13 protein-coding genes and 1 pseudogene are annotated in these 18,884 nt (G+C 39.3%); 4 read left to right on the top strand and 10 right to left on the bottom strand.

Annotation, left to right across the window (positions count from 1 at the left end; genetic code table 11):
- Positions 1-13 precede the first annotated feature (13 nt).
- The 8 genes from glnA to J2S13_RS12515 all read right to left on the bottom strand — a co-directional run bounded on the left by glnA (position 14) and on the right by J2S13_RS12515 (position 13,074).
- The gene (gene glnA, locus J2S13_RS12550; protein ID WP_307258122.1) at positions 14-1,351 is read right to left on the bottom strand and encodes a type I glutamate--ammonia ligase; all 1,338 of its coding nucleotides are present in this window, start codon (positions 1,349-1,351) and stop codon (positions 14-16) included.
- A gap of 42 nt (positions 1,352-1,393) precedes the next feature.
- Positions 1,394-2,272, bottom strand: coding sequence for a diaminopimelate epimerase (gene dapF / locus J2S13_RS12545; protein ID WP_307258121.1), 879 nt, complete (start codon positions 2,270-2,272; stop codon positions 1,394-1,396).
- Position 2,273: 1 nt separating this feature from the next.
- Complete coding sequence (locus J2S13_RS12540; RefSeq protein WP_307258120.1) at positions 2,274-3,530, bottom strand: LL-diaminopimelate aminotransferase; 1,257 nt, start codon at positions 3,528-3,530, stop codon at positions 2,274-2,276.
- 23 nt (positions 3,531-3,553) lie between these two features.
- Entirely contained in the window at positions 3,554-5,008 is a 1,455-nt protein-coding gene (locus J2S13_RS12535; protein ID WP_307258119.1) for a glutamate synthase subunit beta, read from the bottom strand.
- 64 nt (positions 5,009-5,072) lie between these two features.
- Complete coding sequence (gltB, locus tag J2S13_RS12530; protein WP_307258117.1) at positions 5,073-9,593, bottom strand: glutamate synthase large subunit; 4,521 nt, start codon at positions 9,591-9,593, stop codon at positions 5,073-5,075.
- A gap of 259 nt (positions 9,594-9,852) precedes the next feature.
- A complete protein-coding gene (locus J2S13_RS12525) occupies positions 9,853-10,641 on the bottom strand; it encodes a helix-turn-helix domain-containing protein (protein ID WP_307258115.1) in 789 nt (262 codons plus the stop codon).
- 185 nt (positions 10,642-10,826) lie between these two features.
- Entirely contained in the window at positions 10,827-12,674 is a 1,848-nt protein-coding gene (locus tag J2S13_RS12520; RefSeq protein WP_307258114.1) for an ATP-binding protein, read from the bottom strand.
- Positions 12,658-13,074, bottom strand: coding sequence for an ATP-binding protein (locus tag J2S13_RS12515; protein ID WP_307258113.1), 417 nt, complete (start codon positions 13,072-13,074; stop codon positions 12,658-12,660). The genes J2S13_RS12520 and J2S13_RS12515 overlap by 17 nt, the downstream gene beginning before the upstream one ends.
- An 893-nt stretch (positions 13,075-13,967) precedes the next feature.
- Between J2S13_RS12515 and J2S13_RS12510 the strand changes: the two genes are divergently transcribed.
- Genes J2S13_RS12510 through J2S13_RS12495 form a run of 4 tightly spaced genes read left to right on the top strand, consistent with a single transcriptional unit; the run spans position 13,968 to position 17,972 of the window.
- Positions 13,968-14,093: a hypothetical protein gene (locus J2S13_RS12510; protein ID WP_307258111.1), complete on the top strand. Its 126-nt coding sequence runs from the start codon at positions 13,968-13,970 to the stop codon at positions 14,091-14,093.
- A complete protein-coding gene (locus tag J2S13_RS12505) occupies positions 14,081-15,592 on the top strand; it encodes a sodium/proline symporter (RefSeq protein ID WP_307258110.1) in 1,512 nt (503 codons plus the stop codon). Before J2S13_RS12510 ends, J2S13_RS12505 begins: the two co-directional genes overlap by 13 nt.
- Positions 15,593-15,606: 14 nt before the next feature.
- Positions 15,607-17,205, top strand: a complete 1,599-nt coding sequence (locus J2S13_RS12500) for an ATP-dependent acyl-CoA ligase (RefSeq protein WP_307258137.1) — start codon at positions 15,607-15,609, stop codon at positions 17,203-17,205.
- 29 nt (positions 17,206-17,234) lie between these two features.
- Entirely contained in the window at positions 17,235-17,972 is a 738-nt protein-coding gene (locus J2S13_RS12495) for an enoyl-CoA hydratase/isomerase family protein (RefSeq protein WP_307258136.1), read from the top strand.
- A gap of 133 nt (positions 17,973-18,105) precedes the next feature.
- Here the strand turns inward: J2S13_RS12495 and J2S13_RS16925 are convergent.
- Positions 18,106-18,183 (bottom strand): annotated as a pseudogene (locus J2S13_RS16925) (recombinase family protein); the annotation flags it as partial.
- A gap of 308 nt (positions 18,184-18,491) precedes the next feature.
- Positions 18,492-18,728 carry a YxiF family protein gene (locus J2S13_RS16985; RefSeq protein WP_442417885.1) on the bottom strand — a complete coding sequence of 79 codons (237 nt, stop codon included), beginning with the start codon at positions 18,726-18,728 and terminating at the stop codon, positions 18,492-18,494.
- Positions 18,729-18,884: the final 156 nt, after the last annotated feature.

Here is an 18,884-nt window from a genome sequence, read left to right as displayed (position 1 = left end):
TTGTAACGAACGATTAGTAAAGTGACAGATATTGTTCACGTTCCCAAGGGTGAACTTGTGTGCGGAACAGGTCCCATTCAATTTGCTTGGCTTCAACGAAATGTTCGAATAAATGACTTCCTAATGCATGGATGATCACTTCATCGCTTTTTAAATTTTCTAGAGCTTCCGCCATATTCGCTGGTAAATCCATAATGCCACTTTCCATTCGCTCTTCTTTTGTCATTACATATATATTGCGGTTCACAGGTTCTGGCGGTGTTAGATTATTTTTGATGCCATCTAATCCTGCGGCGAGTTGAACAGCCATCGCTAAATACGGATTCGCTGATGGATCCACACTTCTAACTTCTACACGAGTACTTAACCCACGTGAAGCTGGAATTCGAATGAGTGGACTTCTATTTTTAGCTGACCAAGCGACATAGCATGGGGCCTCATACCCGGGAACTAATCGCTTATAAGAATTGACGGTTGGATTGGTGATCGCGGTAAAATTCGGCACATGTTTTAAAACCCCTGCGATAAATTGTCTCGCCACATCACTTATTTCCAACGTGCCATTTGGATCATAAAAGACATTTTCTCCATTTTTAAATAATGATAAATTACAATGCATTCCAGACCCGTTCACTCCAAATAATGGCTTTGGCATAAAGGTAGCATGAAGACCATGTTTTCGCGCGATCGTTTTGACGACGAGTTTAAATGTTTGGATATCATCGCAAGCTTTTAATGCGTTTTGATACTTGAAATCAATTTCATGTTGACCAGGGGCCACTTCATGATGGGAAGCTTCAATATCGAATCCCATTTCTTCTAGTTCTAAGACAATATCTCTTCGGCAATTTTCCCCAAGATCGGTTGGCGCTAAGTCAAAATAGCCCCCATGATCATTTAACTCTAAAGTAGGTTCTCCTTTTTCATCTAACTTGAATAAGAAAAATTCAGGTTCAGGGCCGACATTAAAATCTGTGAACCCTAATTGTTGCATTTCCTTTAACATCCTTTTTAAATTATTGCGCGGATCCCCTTCAAATGGCGTTCCATCTGGATGATAAATATCACAAATAAAACGGGCTACTTTCCCTTTTTCAGCTGTCCAAGGAAAAATGACGAACGTGTCCAAATCAGGATATAAATACATATCGGATTCCTCGATCCGAACGAAGCCCTCGATGGAAGAGCCATCAAACATCATTTTATTATCAAGTGCTTTTGATAACTGGCTCACAGGAATTTCCACATTTTTAATCGTTCCAAATAAATCTGTAAACTGTAAACGAATATAACGGACATCTTGTTCCTTTACCATTTGAAAAATTTGCTCAATTTTTGTGTTGTTTGTCATCCTCATTACCTCCAGTTTGTAATAAAATGGAAATCAATATGGTCAAATTGCCCTAGAGCGCGGGAGATCCCCCTCCATTTGCAATTTCCCTGTACAAATATAAGCAGCGGCTCCTCTTTTCCAAACATGATTTTGTTGATCCCAACTTATCGTTAAATCTCCTCCAGGAAGATGAACCGTTGTTTGTTGATGCTTTTCTATTCGATTCGTAAGTGTGGCGGCGACAACTGCCGCACATGCTCCAGTTCCACATGCCATCGTAAGACCTGATCCTCTTTCCCATACGCGATATTTGAATTCCCTTTGATTTTGGATTTCTACAATTCCGACATTCACTCTTTCAGGAAAGAGAGGGGAATATTCAATTTCAGGACCGATTTTTTCTAATGGAACATCATCTACATTGTCAACAAAGAGAATAGCATGGGGGTTTCCCATTGAAACACATGTCATTTCAAATTCCTCATCCCCAATTGAAAAAGGTTCAGCAATCGCCGGGAGAAAAGGATCCCCGATCATCGGAATGGACATTTTGATCCATTGCGGTTCTCCCATATCCACTGTGACGAATTCCACTAATTCATGTTCGTCTATTTCTACTTCTACACGGACGACTCCGCCTAATGTTTCAATTGTGAAACGAGGAGATGTTGTGTATAGATGGTCAAATAGATATTTCGCCACACATCGTAAGCCATTGCCACAATTTTTTCCTTCTGAACCATCAATGTTAAAAATCCGCATTTTGAAATCGGCTATTTTGGAAGGGCAAATTAAAAGGATGCCATCTGATCCAATTCCAAAATTCACATCGGAAACCTTTTTCGAAAGGTAGGAAAAGTCCCCCATTTCGTCCGTAGACTCTAATAAATTGAAAAGAATATATGAGTTCCCAAGACCATGCATTTTTACAAAATCCATCTTACTCCCCCTCTTCAAAAATGAATGGTACTTTTTTCAGTCTTGCTTTTATTTCTCCTATTACTCGCCGTTCTTCTTCCTCCCCGTTTGCTTGGAAGGTGACGGAAAAGCGTACTTCATGGCCGGTTTCATCCCAAGGAACGCTTGAGATTAAATGTTCACGGAGTAAATACTGGCTAAACTCCTCAGCTGTTTGAAAAATAGGTCCTCCTGCAATGGCCTTTGGAACTTTTGTATATAGAAAGAAGGACCCTTTTGGTTTTTTGGCTTGAAAGCCACATTCTCGTAATGCTTCTGCGAGTAAGTGATGCCGTCGTGAATACTTTTCAGCAATTTTCTCCGTCATTTCAGGGTGATGTAAAGCATACGCCGCCGCTTTTTGAATCGCGATAAATTGTCCTGAGTCCATATTGTCTTTTACCGTGGCAAATGCTTTGACCAATTTCTCATTCCCCGCAATAAATCCAATTCGCCATCCTGTCATATTGAACGACTTTGATAAAGAATGAAGCTCCACCCCTACTTCTTTTGCTCCTGGGATCGAGAGGAAACTAAGAGGTCTCTCCCCATCAAATACCAAGGCGGCATAGGCTGCATCATGGACAACAATCAGTTCATTTTTCTTGGCAAATTGGACTACCTCTTCAAAGAATTCTCGGGTCGCCGTCGCTCCCGTCGGATTATTCGGGTAATTTAAATAGAGTAGCTTTGTTTTTTTCAAAACCCCTTCACTTAACAAATCAAGCTGAGGCAGAAAACCATTTTCCTCTAATAGTGGGAGATAAACGACTTCTCCTCCGTAATATTTCGTATGTGTTGCCAAAATGGGATAGCAAGGAGTTGGCATAAGCGTAATATCAAAAGGATTGATAAATGCAGCGGGAAGCATAGCCAATGCCGATTTTGAACCAATCACATGGTTAATTTCTGTTTCCGGATTTAAATGATCTACCCCAAACACGTTTTGCATATAGGTGGCGGCAGCCTGTTTAAAATCAGGAATCCCATTATCCGCATAAAAGCGGTTCTCCCTTTTCATTGCCTCGTCTGCCAATTTTCGAACGACTGCTTGATCGGCCATTTCATCCGGTTCTCCAACTCCTAAATCAATAAACTCGATATGAGGATTTTGACGGATAGCCTCCCTTTTTACCCTTTTGATTTTTTCAAATTTATAGACTTCATTCGTTAATCCGAATTGTTCACCACCTATCCGGTCTGCAAACAACTTTTGAATATAATCTGTTGATGTTGACAATCTCTAGTTCCCCCTTACAAGTGTTAAACTGATTGTTTGTTTTGAAGATATCGATCACATTGATCTGCCACTTCTTTCCCTTCTTGGATCGCCCAAACAATTAAACTTTGTCCCCGACGAGCATCCCCCGCTATAAAAATCCCTTCTTCATTTGTTGCGTATTTTTCATTTGGATTTTCCTGTAAATGTTGAACAAGGGGTGTTTCTGGACCTTCAAAGCCGATGGCTAACAATACAAGTTGAGTCGGCCAAATTTTCTCTGTCAAAGGGACTTCCTCTTTCTTTTTCTCTCCTCGTTCATTTTTCAAAATTCGCAACTCCCTGCTCATGATCCCGCTGACGGCCCCTTGTTCATTTCCTAAAAATTCAACCGCAGAAGTAGAATAGGAGCGCGGATCTTTTCCAAATGAATAGCTGGCTTCTTCCTGTGCGGTATCCATCTTGTGAATGATTGGATATTGTGGCCAAGGATTTTCACCCGTTCTCATCTTGGGACGTTCGGGATAAATATCAAACTGTACTAAACTTTTGCAATTCTGTCTTAGGGCCGTTGATATACAGTCACTAGCTGTATCTCCTCCCCCAATGACAATGACATCTTTTCCTTGTGCTGAGATAAATCGACCATCTGTAAAATTGGAATCTAGTAAACTTTTCGTATTGCTATGAAGGAAGTCCATCGCGAAATGAATCCCTTGAAGCTCCCTTCCCTTCAACTGAACATCCCGTGGACGAGTCGCGCCGATACAAAGAATGACCGCATCATATTGTGCACGTAACTCCTCCATTGACACTTGCTTTCCGATTTCAACATTAGTGATAAATTGAATTCCTTCCTCTTCTAATAAGGAGAGGCGGCGGTTGATCACCTTCTGCTCGATTTTCATTTTCGGAATTCCATAAGTTAAAAGTCCGCCGATTCGGTCATTTCTTTCATATACCGTAACCGAATGTCCTTTTAGATTTAGTTGCGAAGCACTTGCAAGTCCTGCAGGTCCCGAACCGATGACGGCTACCTTCTTTCCAGTTCGCTTTTTGGGAGGGGCGGGGATCACCCAGCCTTCTTCAAAAGCTTTATCGATAATCGCCCTTTCAATATTTTTGATCGACACCGCACTTTCATATAGGGAAGCAACACATCCCCCTTCACATGGAGCTGGGCACGCACGACCTGTAAATTCTGGAAATGGATTGGTTTTCTTTAAGCGCAAGTACGCTTCTTTCCATCTTCCTTTAAAAACAAGGTCATTCCATTCTGGGATGAGATTGTATACGGGACAACCAGTTGTCATCCCCGCTAACACACTTCCATTCTGGCAAAAGGGAACTGCGCAATCCATACAACGTGCCGCTTGTTCCTGAAGAAGATCTTCAGATGGGAGAGAGGCAATTTCTTGCCAATCATTGATTCTTTCTGAAGGGTCCCGGTAATGGAGGGGACGCCTTTTGTATTCCATAAATCCTGTCGTCTTTCCCATATTTCTTTCCCCCGATCATTGATTACCATTTTTTAACCATCCATCTTAATGAATCTCCTACTCTCTAAGACTTGAAAATAAGCTGATCTTTCCTGAAACGATCCGAAACTAATTTCTTTTTAAACTCTTTAGGGATTACTCGTATAAATTGCGAGACATTCTTTCCCCAATTTTGAATAATTTGGGCAGCTACATAACTTTCCGTATACTTCCAATGCTGATCGACTATTTTTTTGACAAACTCGATTTCGCCTGGGTCCTCTAACTGTTCGATATCGACATGTTCTGGATTACATAAAGATCGAAATTCCATCTCATCTGGAGGAAACACATAGGCGATTCCACCTGACATTCCGGCTGCAAAGTTTTTCCCTACTTCCCCGAGAATAACGACTCTTCCTCCTGTCATATACTCACATCCATGATCTCCTACCCCTTCAACAACGACATTTGCTCCGCTGTTTCTTACACAGAATCTTTCACCTGCTTTGCCATTAATAAAGGCTTCACCACTTGTTGCTCCATAAAAGGCGGCATTGCCCATGATGATATTTTTCTCCGCAGGGATCGTTGATTTGGTAGGTGGAAACATGATGACTTTCCCTCCTGACAACCCTTTTCCCACATAATCATTGGCCTCTCCTTCCAATGTCATGGTCAGACCATTCGGGATAAAAGCAGCGAAACTTTGACCCGCTATACCGCGAAAATCAATTCGAATTGTATGATCAGGTAATCCTTCCCTACCAAATCGCTTGGAAATTTCGCTTCCTAATCGCGTTCCTACAGAGCGATCTGTATTGGCAATATAAGAACGAACATGTAATCGTTCATGGTCTTCCAATGTTAATTTCGCCATTGGGATCAACTTTTGGACATCTAATGTGGATTGGACATCCTCCTCTACTTCTACGGAATTCCACTTTCTTGGAACGTCTTGCTGAAATAAAAGCGGTGAAAAATCCAGTTTCTGCGCTTTCCAATTTCCTTTTGTAGATTTCTTTAAAACATTTGATTGGCCTACCATTTCCTCCACTGTCCTAAACCCTAACTCAGCCATCCATTCACGCATCTCTTCCGCAATAAAATGCATTAAATGGACGATATGTTCAGCTGTTCCCATCATTTTTTTTCGGAGTTCAGGATTTTGTGTTGCAATGCCTACAGGACATGTATCAAGATGACAAACTCTCATCATCACACAGCCAAGTGCTACAAGAGGCAATGTGGAAAAGCCAAACTCCTCTGCACCTAAAAGGGCGGCAATGACAACATCTCGACCTGTCATGAGTTTCCCATCTGTTTCGAGGGTGACCTGGTTTCTTAAGCCATTGAGTACCAAGGTTTGATGTGCTTCCGCTAACCCTAGTTCCCAAGGTACACCTGTGTGTTTGATACTTGTTTTGGATGCGGCACCTGTTCCACCGTCATACCCACTGATTAAAATCACATCTGCCTTTGCTTTCGCGACACCAGCGGCAATCGTTCCTACCCCAGCCTCCGAAACGAGCTTGACATTTATTCGCGCTTTCTCATTCGCATTTTTCAAATCAAAAATGAGCTGTGCTAAATCCTCGATCGAATAAATATCATGATGGGGCGGCGGTGAGATCAGTTCAATGCCAGGGGTTGATCCCCGAGTCTTGGCGATGGAAGATGTTACTTTATGGCCAGCGAGTTGTCCCCCCTCACCTGGTTTCGCTCCTTGCGCCATCTTGATTTGAATTTCATCACAATGGACAAGATAATGGCTTGTTACACCGAATCTTCCTGATGCCACTTGTTTGATTCGGCTGTTCAATGAATCCCCGTTTTTCAAAGGCGAAAATCGTTCTTCCTTCTCTCCACCTTCACCTGAATTACTTTTTCCACCAATACGGTTCATTGCGATTGCCAATGCCACGTGGGCCTCCTCGCTAATCGATCCGTAAGACATCGCCCCCGTTTTAAATCTTTTAAAAATCGATTCCACTGGCTCGACTTCATCAATCGAAATCGGTTTTCGTTTTGCGTCAAATTCTAATAACCCCCGCAATGTAGAACGATTATTCATCTCATCTTGGAGCATTCGACTATATTTTTTATATAAATCATAGCGACCGGTCCGAACAGCATGCTGTAAGGTATGGATCGTTTCAGGATTAAATAAATGCGGTTCTCCCCCATGGCGCCATTGATAATCTGATCCCGTATCCATCGGCATATTGGTATCGAATGCTTCACTATGTCTCATTCGCACTTCCTTTTCTATATCCGCCATTGTCAATCCGCCAATTTGCGAGGCTGTTCTCGGAAAATATGTTTGAATCACGTCTGAATGAATTCCAATTGCTTCAAAAATTTGTGCTCCAATATAGCTTTGCACTGTGGAAATCCCCATCTTAGACATAATTTTCAAAATTCCCTTTGTTACAGATTTCACATAATGACAACTTGCCTCCTCGACCGATATTGGATTCCCCTCTGTCTCCATCATTTCTGATAATGATGCATACACAAGATACGGGTAAATAGCATTTGCACCATAGCCAAGAAGGGTGGCAAAATGATGGATCTCACGCACTTCCCCTGATTCAATGACAAGACTCACTTTACTTCTGGCACCTGTCTGAATTAAATGATGGTGCACGGCTGATACGGCGAGTAAAGAAGGAATCGCTGCATGTTCGGCATTGACTCCACGATCACTTAAGATGAGAATGTTACTTCCCTTTTCAACTGCTTCGTCTACTGATTGTAGATAAGCTTCAAGTGATTGTTCCATATTCATCTGTTGTTCATTTATAGGAAATACAAATGGAAGAACGACTGATTTAAAGTCCTCTGTTTGCAAAAATCGTAACCGTTCTATTTCCTTTTCCGATAATACAGGTGTTTGTAATCGGATTTTTTTATACTCTTGTTCATTCGGATGAAGTAAATTCCCTTCAGTGCCAATCAATACTTCAACAGATGTTACAAGTTCCTCACGAATCGCATCAATGGGTGGATTGGTTACTTGTGCAAACCGTTGTTTGAAATAATGAAACAAAAGCTGTGGGCGATCGGAAAGAACTGCTAAAGGTGCATCATAACCCATCGATCCAATTGGTTCTTTCCCTTGCAGAATCATTGGTTTCAATCCTTTTTCCCATTCCTCCACCGTATAACCAAAATTGACTCGTAGTCTCTCTAACATCGAATTATTTTCTTTTAATTCTGATTTTTCAGTATTTAAAATTTTCACATTCTCAATTGGAACAATTTGCTCGCGGACCCATTGTCGATACGGCTCTTTTGATACTATTTCTTGTTTGATTTCTTCATCTAAACATAAGCGCCCTTCCCGGATATCTACGAGAATCATTTGACCTGGCTTCAACCGGTCTTTCATGATGATTTTTTCTTCTGGAACATCGACAACCCCTACTTCTGAAGACAAGCAAATGAAATCATCATCTGTCACTATAAAGCGAGCGGGCCTAAGTCCATTTCTGTCCAGACATGCTCCAATTTGATCTCCATCGGTAAAAGACATCGCAGCCGGTCCATCCCATGGTTCCATTAAACAGCTATGGTATTGGTAAAAGGCTTTTTTATCTTCGTCCATCAATTGATTTTTCTGCCAAGGCTCCGGAATCATCATCATCATCGCATGTGGGAGTGACCACCCTGACAACACTAAGCTTTCTAATACATTGTCAAATATAGCGGAGTCACTACCTTCTACGTTAATAATGGGACAAAGTTCTTGGATATCTAGAGAACTATTCGATTCAAATGATTTCTCCCTGGCAAAATTCCAATGAATATTTCCGTTGATCGTATTAATCTCCCCATTATGCATCACAAACCGGTTAGGCTGTGCCCGATTCCAACTTGGAAAAGTATTCGTACTAAAACGATTATGAACCAACGCAAACGCGGACTTATATTGTTCATTTGTCAAATCAAGATAAAAACTTCTTAATTGTTCGGGAAGTAACAGTCCCTTATAGACGATCGTTTTAGCTGAAAAACTTGCAAAATAGCCTTTCTCTTTTCCTTGAAAATCAATGGTCTGAAACTGTTTCTCCACTTTTCTACGTACTTGATACATTTTTTGTTCGAATGTAAGTTCCGGTATTTCCTCACTCGGTTTCAACACAAATAGTTGACGAATGATCGGCTGGGTCGCTTTTGCCTCGTCATTCAATTGTTGTGGATTCGTTGGGACGGTCCTCCAACCGAATAATGGGATTTGTTCTTTCTCAAGTACATTTTCAATCAGTTCCTCACAATATTGTCTCACTTCCGTTTGTCTCGGAAGAAACAACATCCCCACACCATATTGTCGAATAGGTGGAAGATCCTTGCCTTTCTTTTGCCATTCCTTTTCAAAGAAAGAATGAGGAATTTCAGTCAAAATACCTGCTCCATCCCCTAGTCGATCATCTGCTCCTCGACCCCCACGATGGTCTAATCGTTCAAGGGCTGTTAACGCTTGATCTACTATTTGATGAGATTTCTTTCCTTGAATATTGGCGAGCATCGCGATTCCACATGCATCATGTTCAAATTGAGGATCATACAAACCCAGTTTCCTTAGTCCATTGTTCTGTTTCATCTTGTATCCCCCTCTTACTTTTTCCTGGTAGAATGATCATAACATCTAATAAACAAACTTTATTTAGAGTAAAAGATAAAATATTTGCACTTTTTGAATCATTATTAACAAAAAACCGCCAAACATTGGATTGTTCGGCGGCTTTTATTGCTGTTTCAAATGATAAAAGCTTGCGGGACGGCTCACGTTTTCCCTATTTTAGCGAAACTTATGAAATCTTGTACGCCGATGAGCGAGGCGCTTCCGCATTTGGTTTCGGCTAGCGGATTTCGGATGGATTTTTTCCTGTGTACTGTTTAAATTGTCTGCTAAAGAAGTGGAGGTCTGAGTAACCGAGGGTTTTGGCTGCTTCGGTCACGGTCATTCCTGTATAATAAAGTAAATGTTCTGCTCGTTCAATCCGCGCTTGGATGATATAGGAACGAACCGTTTGACCAATAATTTGTTTGAACTTTTTGGAAAAATAGCGTGGGGATAAATTAGCACGAGCAGCTAAGTTTTCAATGGAGTGCTCTCTACTCGGATGTTGGCGAATATAATTGGCAATTTCTCGAATCGTTTCCAGCAAACGATTGCTTACATCGACCAGCTGTTTTTCTTCCTGTAGATCTTCTCGCAATAAATGAATCATTAGCTCCTTTATGATCAGCTTTGCTTCCACTTCAGCTCCAAATGGCTTTTCTAATAATAAACGAACATATCTTGTTAAAAGGGATTCGAAATTCAGCGTATTTTGAATAATTCGATAAGATTGTGGAACGGTTTGAATAAACTCCGTGACATCAAAATGGATATAAGTTAAGGTGAGGGCATTCTGAGAATTTTGAGTGGCAGTTGTCTCATCGCCTGGTTTAAAAAGAAAACAACTTCCCTTTTGTACATTATATGGGCGACGGTTTAACACGACCGTTCCCTCTCCACTCCATATGTAAAATAAATCATAGTTAGCAAATGGTTGCTCGCGTTTCTTCCATTCCCAGTTGGGCTCACATTGTATAGTCGCAAATGCAGGTTTAAGGACAACGTGATCTGGATTGATGTTCAGCATCTAATTCCCCCTTCTTTTTTTATCATAATCCAAAGGGAAAGGAATAGGCAAACCCTCTTTTGGAGGAAAGGAGAAATTTATTACAAAATAAAACACTAGACCGTGATCAGACGGTCTAGTGTTGAGTGAAATCTTTTTAGTCCCCCTTAACGGGCAGTAAAATCACTACTGAATGAAGTTTCACTTTATAATTGAATCTCTTGTAAAGCTTGTTGTAAGTCGGAGCGAGTTTTTAATTCACTATCGATTTCAATTCCAAGCTCAATCATCGTATCCGCAATTTCTGGGCTAATACCTGTTAGGATCGTTGAACATCCTAGTAATCTAATTCCTTTCACAATTTTAAATAAATGATTCACGACCGCTGTATCAACAAATGGGACACCCGATATATCGATGATTAATTTTTGTGCTTTTAATTCTTTTACTCTTACAAGCGTTTTTTCACGGATTTTTTTGGCACGATACGTGTCAACATTCCCAACAATCGGAAGGATACTCACTTTGTTCGCAATTGGAATAACTGGAACGGATAATTCATCCACTGTTTCGCGTTGGCATCTTAATAGCTCGTCTTTATATTTCACATAATAAGAAGTATAGGTGTCAATGATCGTGTCAATGATGTCGTTGATATTCCGTTCTAAAGCGAAAAACTCCTCGATATCGAGTTTAATCCCTTCTTCCAAATAATAGGTTCTAATCGCACTCCATAAAATTCCTCGACAAGATTGGAATACTTCCCATGCAAGATTAATAGGGAAATCCACTTTGGCACGATTTGTTCCTGTCTCTTTTGCCCATGCGATAATTTCTTCCGATTTGATTCCATTAATGCTTTTAGATACAAGAAGGGTTAACAATCTAACTGTTTCTTTCAATGTTTCAGGGTCTTCATAAAAATCAAAGAAATAACTTTTGTTTCGTTCAATATATTCGTGCCACTCATTTGCATAGGCATCCGCATTTTTTTCAAGAAATTCTGCAAGGCTTGTTCCGGCTTGAACTGTTTTCATCTCGATTCCCTCCATTGATATTGTATGGTCTTTCCTGCGACTATCGTTCGGAAAACGAATATAAAAAGATGTTCCTTTTCCTTCTATACTTTTTACTTGAATAAATGCATGATTATTTTGAATCGCGGAATAAACTTGAGCGATTCCCATCCCTGTTCCATCTTGTTTCAATGTGAAAAACGGTGTTCCTAGAAGACGGAGTTTATCTTTTGGAATCCCTACGCCCGTATCAGAAATCATGACATGAGTCCCATCCTCATCTTGGTACAACTCAATCGTAAGGGTTCCCCCGTTTGGCATCGCTTCAATCGCATTTTTGATTAAATTAAAGAAAGCTTTCTTGATTTGATTTCTTCTTCCCTTTACGATCGCTACTTGTTGCTTAAAATCTTTAACAATTCTTATATTATAAAGTTGATTTTGGAATAAAAGTAAAGTCGATTCAAGTTCAGTCGCGACATTAAACGAAATGACATTTTCCTGCTCAAATTCAGGTTTTGATACACTCATTAAATCATTTAATATACTAATCGCCCGTTCGACTTCATCCAAAGCAATATGTATGTATTTCGTATTGTAGGTTTGCTCTAGTAATTGGAGAAAACCTTTCACTGCAGTCAATGGATTTCGTACTTCATGAGCAACTCCCGCAGACAATTCTCCAATCGAAGTCAATAAGTGAGCATTCCAGTTATTATTTCCATTTTCCATCATCAGTTCGTCTAAATTAAAAATGTATAAATGAGATGTAATCGATTCAGCAATTGAAAGGAAGTGAAAAAAATATTGCTGTGAATCAATTGTCACGATAAATTGACTTAGTTTCCCAAGGAAGCATTGATGCAGCTTCATCCTCACCTCTTCATTTTTAAGTTGTTTGAAAATATTATCTGAATCTTCTAATTTACGAAAGATGGGACATCTTCTAACTTCATCATTTGTATTGATAATTGTGCCATCCCGATTCAATTGAATATATCCATAATTATTACGGTGGAGTTTAAGTGATTTTGTCATAGGGACTGACCTTCCTTTCATTAAACCACTTGACAGCTCGAATTTTCGTACCATTCTCTTCATCGCTTATAATCTCAAATTCATCCATAAGCCGCTTCACACCTGAAAGTCCTAATCCAAGCCCTTTTTTGGATGGAACCTCATTTTTTAATACTTTTTCTAAATCTTTTATCCCAGGCCCTTTATCGATCGCAATGACCTCAATCCCATACGATGGAATTGGAGTGATATACACTTCTCCTTCGTCAGCATAATAAATAATATTTCGGGATAATTCCATAATTGAAACGACTAATTTTGTTTGCTCTATCTTATTAAGATGATGCTCATCTGCTAATTTTTTCCCAATCGTACTTGCCATATAAATATCAACTTCTCTTTCGATTGCAATTCTATACAACGTATCATCAGTTCCTTCGTGAAAGTTCTACAAATCGTCAATGAGCCGAAGTAGCAGTCTTTATGTGGAATGATGAAATTTCATTCGGATTTTTAGAGAATAGTGATTATCGTCATTCTATCAAATAATTCGCAGTTAACATACTTATTTTTTTGAAAAATAAGAACCTTCTATAAATACAATCCCCTCTTCCATCCCCCCGAAAATCATCATTACTCCTTCCATTATATTAACAGAATCCACTATTAGGACATATGTATAAAGACCCATCTTTTCACATTATATACACATTCTCCCTTTAAAGGGTCTTATATCCATGTTGGGTGGCTAATTTATTGGTTCCTCATCTGACTCATGTAATAAAGGGTTGATTAACCGATCTTTCCCATCAAAAATTGGATAGGACATCAAAATAGGAGGGTCCATGATAATTGTAAATCATTCTCCACTAATTAATGCATTCTCGTAAGGATGGAACTGTATTAAAACGAATCTCAGGTAAATTAAAGGAATAAGGATGGAAAATAGAAATTTCCTCTTTCAAAAATATTTAACTTTGAATACATCGGTTCTTTCCGTCTCTCACAACCTATAAAGCTTGAGATCGATCATTTTATTTTCATATAATCCTATAGACAATTATGGAATATAAAGACTAATTTTTCAACTATAAGAAAAATCTAAATAGTCCCATAATTAATTTCTTATATTAATCGATCGAAAGGATTCAGTTATTTCAACTGATCACGGCCCACTTCTATTTTTTCCGAATATTCTACTATGTTCATAAATATAGTACTTATAGTTAACTTCTTTAAACCGGGGCCATTGAATCTATTACATCAACTAGCCCTGTAAGAAATCAAATTGGCAGTGCATGAGGAGGTGTTTCTTTGTTTGGAATTCCCATTTTCACCGGATTCATGGTATTCATTTTTTGGCCGCTTGTTTTAGTTGCATCCTTATTATGGGGACATTTTGCTTTTAAACATGAGGAGGAGAATGAATGGACAAGATGATCATATTAATCATCGGAATTCTTTATCTTATAGTCATCCTTGTCATCGGGATTTGGTCTAGTCGCAAGCAAAAAGATATGAGTACCTTTTATATTGGGGGACGGAGTTTTGGTCCATGGCTTGTCGCTCTCGCTATTTCTTCTACGACAATGTCAGGATATGGATTTGTAGGATTACCAGCAATCGCATATGAAAATGGATATATTATCATCATGCTCGGGATCTTTGCGACGGCCGGAATTTTTGTTAGTTTCTTAGTCCTTGCCAAACCGTTGAGAAAAATATCGGAAAAATTCGGCTCGTTGACCATCTCTGATTTACTTGAAACCCGATATAACAGCAAAGCCGTCCGAGTGGTCACAGCGCTCGCCATCTTAGGCGGTGCTATTGGATATCAAATGGCTCAATACAAGGCACTTGGTAATATGTTACAAACGGTATTAGGGGTTCGTTATGAAGTGGCATTATTCATCGGTGTCGCCATCCTAACCGTGTATGTTGTAGCTGGTGGAATGATTAGTGCTGTTTGGACAGACTTCATTCAAATGATCATCATGGTCGCAGGTTCTTTAATTGTATTTTTTGGTGGGCTTCGATTAGTAGGCGGATTTAGTCAAATGAATCGAGAATTAACGCAAATCAATCCAGATCTCACCCAGGCCTTTCATACCAATGGTGGGTCGATGACAATCTTTATCTTCCTCTCCTATTTTTTACTTTATATGATTGGCCAACAAGCCCAACCTCATGTTGTAACTAAGTTTTATATGATACGGAAACTTTCCATGTTAAAATGGGCGGCTTTTATTGCCGCATTAACTTATGGTTTAACCGTACTGCTTTGGTTTTCGGGTCCCTTTACAAGAATTCTAGTCGAACGTGGCGAAATGGCTGCTCCTGCTTCCGCTGATTTAGTCGTACCAACCTTCATCACGACATACTTCCACCCAGTTATTGCCGGACTTTTATTTGCAGCTGTAATGGCAGCAATCATGTCAACAAGTGAAGCTTTTCTTCTATTAGCAAGTTCCAGTGTAGTTCGGGATATTTATCAACAAGTCATCAAAAAAGGAAAAGAACTCCCTCCAAAAAAGGAATTATCGCTTTCACGTTGGGTGACTTTAGCTACTGTCGCTTTAACTTTCCTTTTATCATTAAATCCACCCGATTTAGTTGGTTGGTTAGGAAATGCATCATGGGGATTATTCGTGGCGTCCCTACTTCCAGCTGTCAGTATAGGTATTTGGTGGAAGCGTGCAACCCGTCAAGCAGCTCTTGTTTCCACGATTCTTGGATTCTCTCTTAGTCTCATTCTTTATATTTTGAAGGTCAAAGGAATCTATACTCCTCAGTTAGACACAGGCGCTATCGCTTTTATCATTTCAACTCTTTCATTTGTGATCGTTTCCTATTTAACGAAAAATGAAAAAAGTGAACTATTTTCACATGAAGATCCGCGTATTCAAGCTGACAAACTAGTGATTGAAAATAAGCAATAAATGAAGGAGGGTACCTGTTGCAAAATATTCCACAATTTTTATTACATCATATAGAAGAAACCCCAAATAAACCCTATTTACACAGTCATAATGAAAGTATTTCATATTCACAACTATATAATCGAATTCAACGTACAACTAATGGCTTATTGGAAATTGGAATTAGAAGTGAAGACACCGTTTGTATCATGATGGATAATGGTCCAGAATACTTGGATATTTGGATGTCCCTATCTTTCCTTGGCGCGATATCCGTCCCATTGAATGTCCATTTAAAAGGAGAAGGATTACAATACATTATTCAACACTCTGAAAGTAAAGTCATTTTTGTCGATCACGACTATCTTCCAAATGTTCTCGCTTGCCTTGAAAAAATTCCACAATCATTCCAAGTGATTGTCATCTCAAACGAACCGGTTGGAGAACGCATAGTGTTCCCACATCTAAAGATTATTTCTTATGCATCCTTACTTTCTAATAATCAATCTTATAGTTTATCCGCTGTTGATCCGGGCTCTATCCATAGTATCTTGTACACATCTGGAACAACTGGACGGCCAAAAGGAGTGATGCTCACTCACGCCTCTTTCATAGAATCGGCCAGATCTTTTGCGAATCAAATGATAGGAGTTCAACAAGATGATATTTTGTATACATGTCTCCCGCTCTTCCACATCAATGCCCAGGCCCATACCGTTCTCGGAAGTATTAGCAAAAATGCCACCATCGCCTTAAGTGAAAAATTCAGCGCCTCCAAGTTTTGGGATGAGATCCGTTTTTATCAAGCGACCATTTTCAATTCTTTAGGGTCGATGATTCACATTCTTTGTAAACAACCGAAGAAACAAACAGACCGAAACCATTCCGCCAGAATCACTGCCTGTGCAGCAACACCGAAAGAATTTTGGCGCCCATTCGAGGAAAGATTTGGAGTGCAAATTGTAGAAGGGTATGGATTAACGGAAACGACTGGTTTTTGTCTGTCCAATCCATTAAATGCATCTCGTCCCCCTTCGATAGGAAAGCCCTATCCGTTTGTTGAAGCGAAAATTGTGGACGAGCAAGGGGAAGAACTACCGCCTAATCAACGAGGAGAAATTATTATTCGTTCTAATAAACAACCATTTTTGATGAAAGGTTATTATAAAAATCCTATCAAAACTCAAGAAGTATTAAGGGACGGATGGTTTTATACAGGGGATCATGGTCATATCGATGAGGATGGTTATTTATATTTTTATGATCGCCATAAACAATGTATTAGAAGACGCGGGGAAAATATTTCTTCATGGGAAATTGAAAAAATCGTCAATCAGCATAAGAAAGTATTAGATTCAGCTGCTGTGGGTGTCCCGTCTGATGTAGGAGAAGAAGATGTAAAATTATATGTGGTTCCAAAAAAAGATGAGACCCTTACTCCAGAGGAAATCATCCGTTGGTGTGAGGAACGAATGGCGTACTTTATGGTCCCTCGGTATATTGAATGGATGGAGGCTTTCCCCAAAACGGCAACAGAGCGGATTCAAAAGTTTAAACTAAAAGAATTAGGAATCAACAACGCTTGGGATCGTGAAAAAATGATGCCAAAACAAAAGGAGGCTCGTAAGTCTTGAATGAATCATTGATCATATACCGAAAAGAAATGGGAATTGCCACGGTCATCCTCAACAACTTGCCGTTAAATCTATTGAATCAAAAGGTCGTTCAACAACTTTCAAATCTAGCAGATGAATTGCATACAGATGATTCTATTCATGCTGTGATATTGACAGGTGCTGGTGAAAAAGCCTTCATGGCTGGCGCTGATATAAAAGAATTTCCAGAATGGATTGGAAAAGGAGAAGCTTTTGCCGAACAGAAAGGGTTAGAACTGCAAGATGCGTTTCATAAATTTTATCGTTTACCAAAGCCAACGATCGCAGCTCTAAATGGGTTAGCCCTTGGAGGTGGTTGTGAACTTGCTTTGGCTTGTGATCTTCGAATTATGGAGCAACATGCAATCATCGGTCTTCCAGAAATTAAGCTAGGATTATTCCCAGGCGCTGGAGGAACACAAAGACTTCCTCGTTTGATCGGGGAAACAAAAGCAAAACAAATGATGTTCCTTGGAGACTCGCTAACAGCAAACGAAGCCTTGCATGTTGGTCTCGTAAATGAAGTCGTTCCTAAGGGAAATTCTCTTAATCGCGCGAATGCAATAGCCCAACGTTTAACATCCTATTCCCTTCCCGCCCTATCTTATATGAAGAAATCCATTCAACAAGGATTACAAGTCTCTCTAGAAACAGGCTTATCCATAGAAGCCCAACATTTTGGGAAAGTATTTCAAACAGAGGAAATCAAGACAGGAGTTCAACATTTTATTGAAAAACATTCATAGGAACAAATGTGCTAGCTCATTGAGCATCCGGTATAAATGCGTCCATTTACACATAATACTCTATGGTGGTACAACTATCATAGAGTATGTAATTTTTCACCACCTTGTATTTCTTTAGCGCTTGTTGTATCTATACTTTTACCATATCAGAGCGCCATAGCCGAGATGTATTAAGTACAATCACGTACTTCACTTGTTGATATGCTATATTGACAAAAGCTCCTATAAGCCGTCACGTTCAATTTCTACAGCCTATTCATCGATCACCTGTACTTTTTTAACAGCCCCATCTTTTATTCGATTAAATTCTTTTTTGCTTAAAAACGGATTTTGGCAGTGATCGAAGACATTTTCATATAGCTTTTGGTTCAAACGTTCTTTTAAATCGTTGAATGCCTCTTCTTTTGTGAACTGTTTTTTGGAAAACTTTTTTGTATGGTGATATTTCCTCTTTGGAAGTTTAACTCCATTTGTTTTGGTTTGGTTGGTTTTTAAATGCTGCTTATAGAACAGAAAACTTTAAAAAAGTAACCGACTTTCTCTATATCCTACTGAAAACTTTGTTAACTCAAGAACTTTAATTATGTGCCTAAATACTTCATGAACATTAATCAACACTGCTTCTATTTCATTTTCTCTAAAAAACAATAGTCTTCCTTTTTTAGCATTTACTTTGGTATTATCAATTATCTCATTTAACAATTGTATTGATTTTTGAATATTTTCTTTATAGTCGTCCCCTTGTGAACTGCTAATCTATAATCAACAGTTTCCACCAAATAAGATTGAACACTTTTTCCAAAGTTCGACTTAGCTTAGCTATGATAGTTTTATGATCATATGTTTTAGCTGGAGGGTATGAAAGGTGGAAAAATTACTATTGTATGTAGAAGTACATCAACTAAAAAAACA

The sequence above is a fragment of the Oikeobacillus pervagus genome (assembly GCF_030813365.1).
In the GTDB taxonomy this organism is placed as follows: Bacteria; Bacillota; Bacilli; order Bacillales; family DSM-23947; genus Oikeobacillus; species Oikeobacillus pervagus.
The sequence above is the reverse complement of the archived record's forward strand: the minus strand, read 5'-3'. Positions and strand labels throughout refer to the sequence as shown.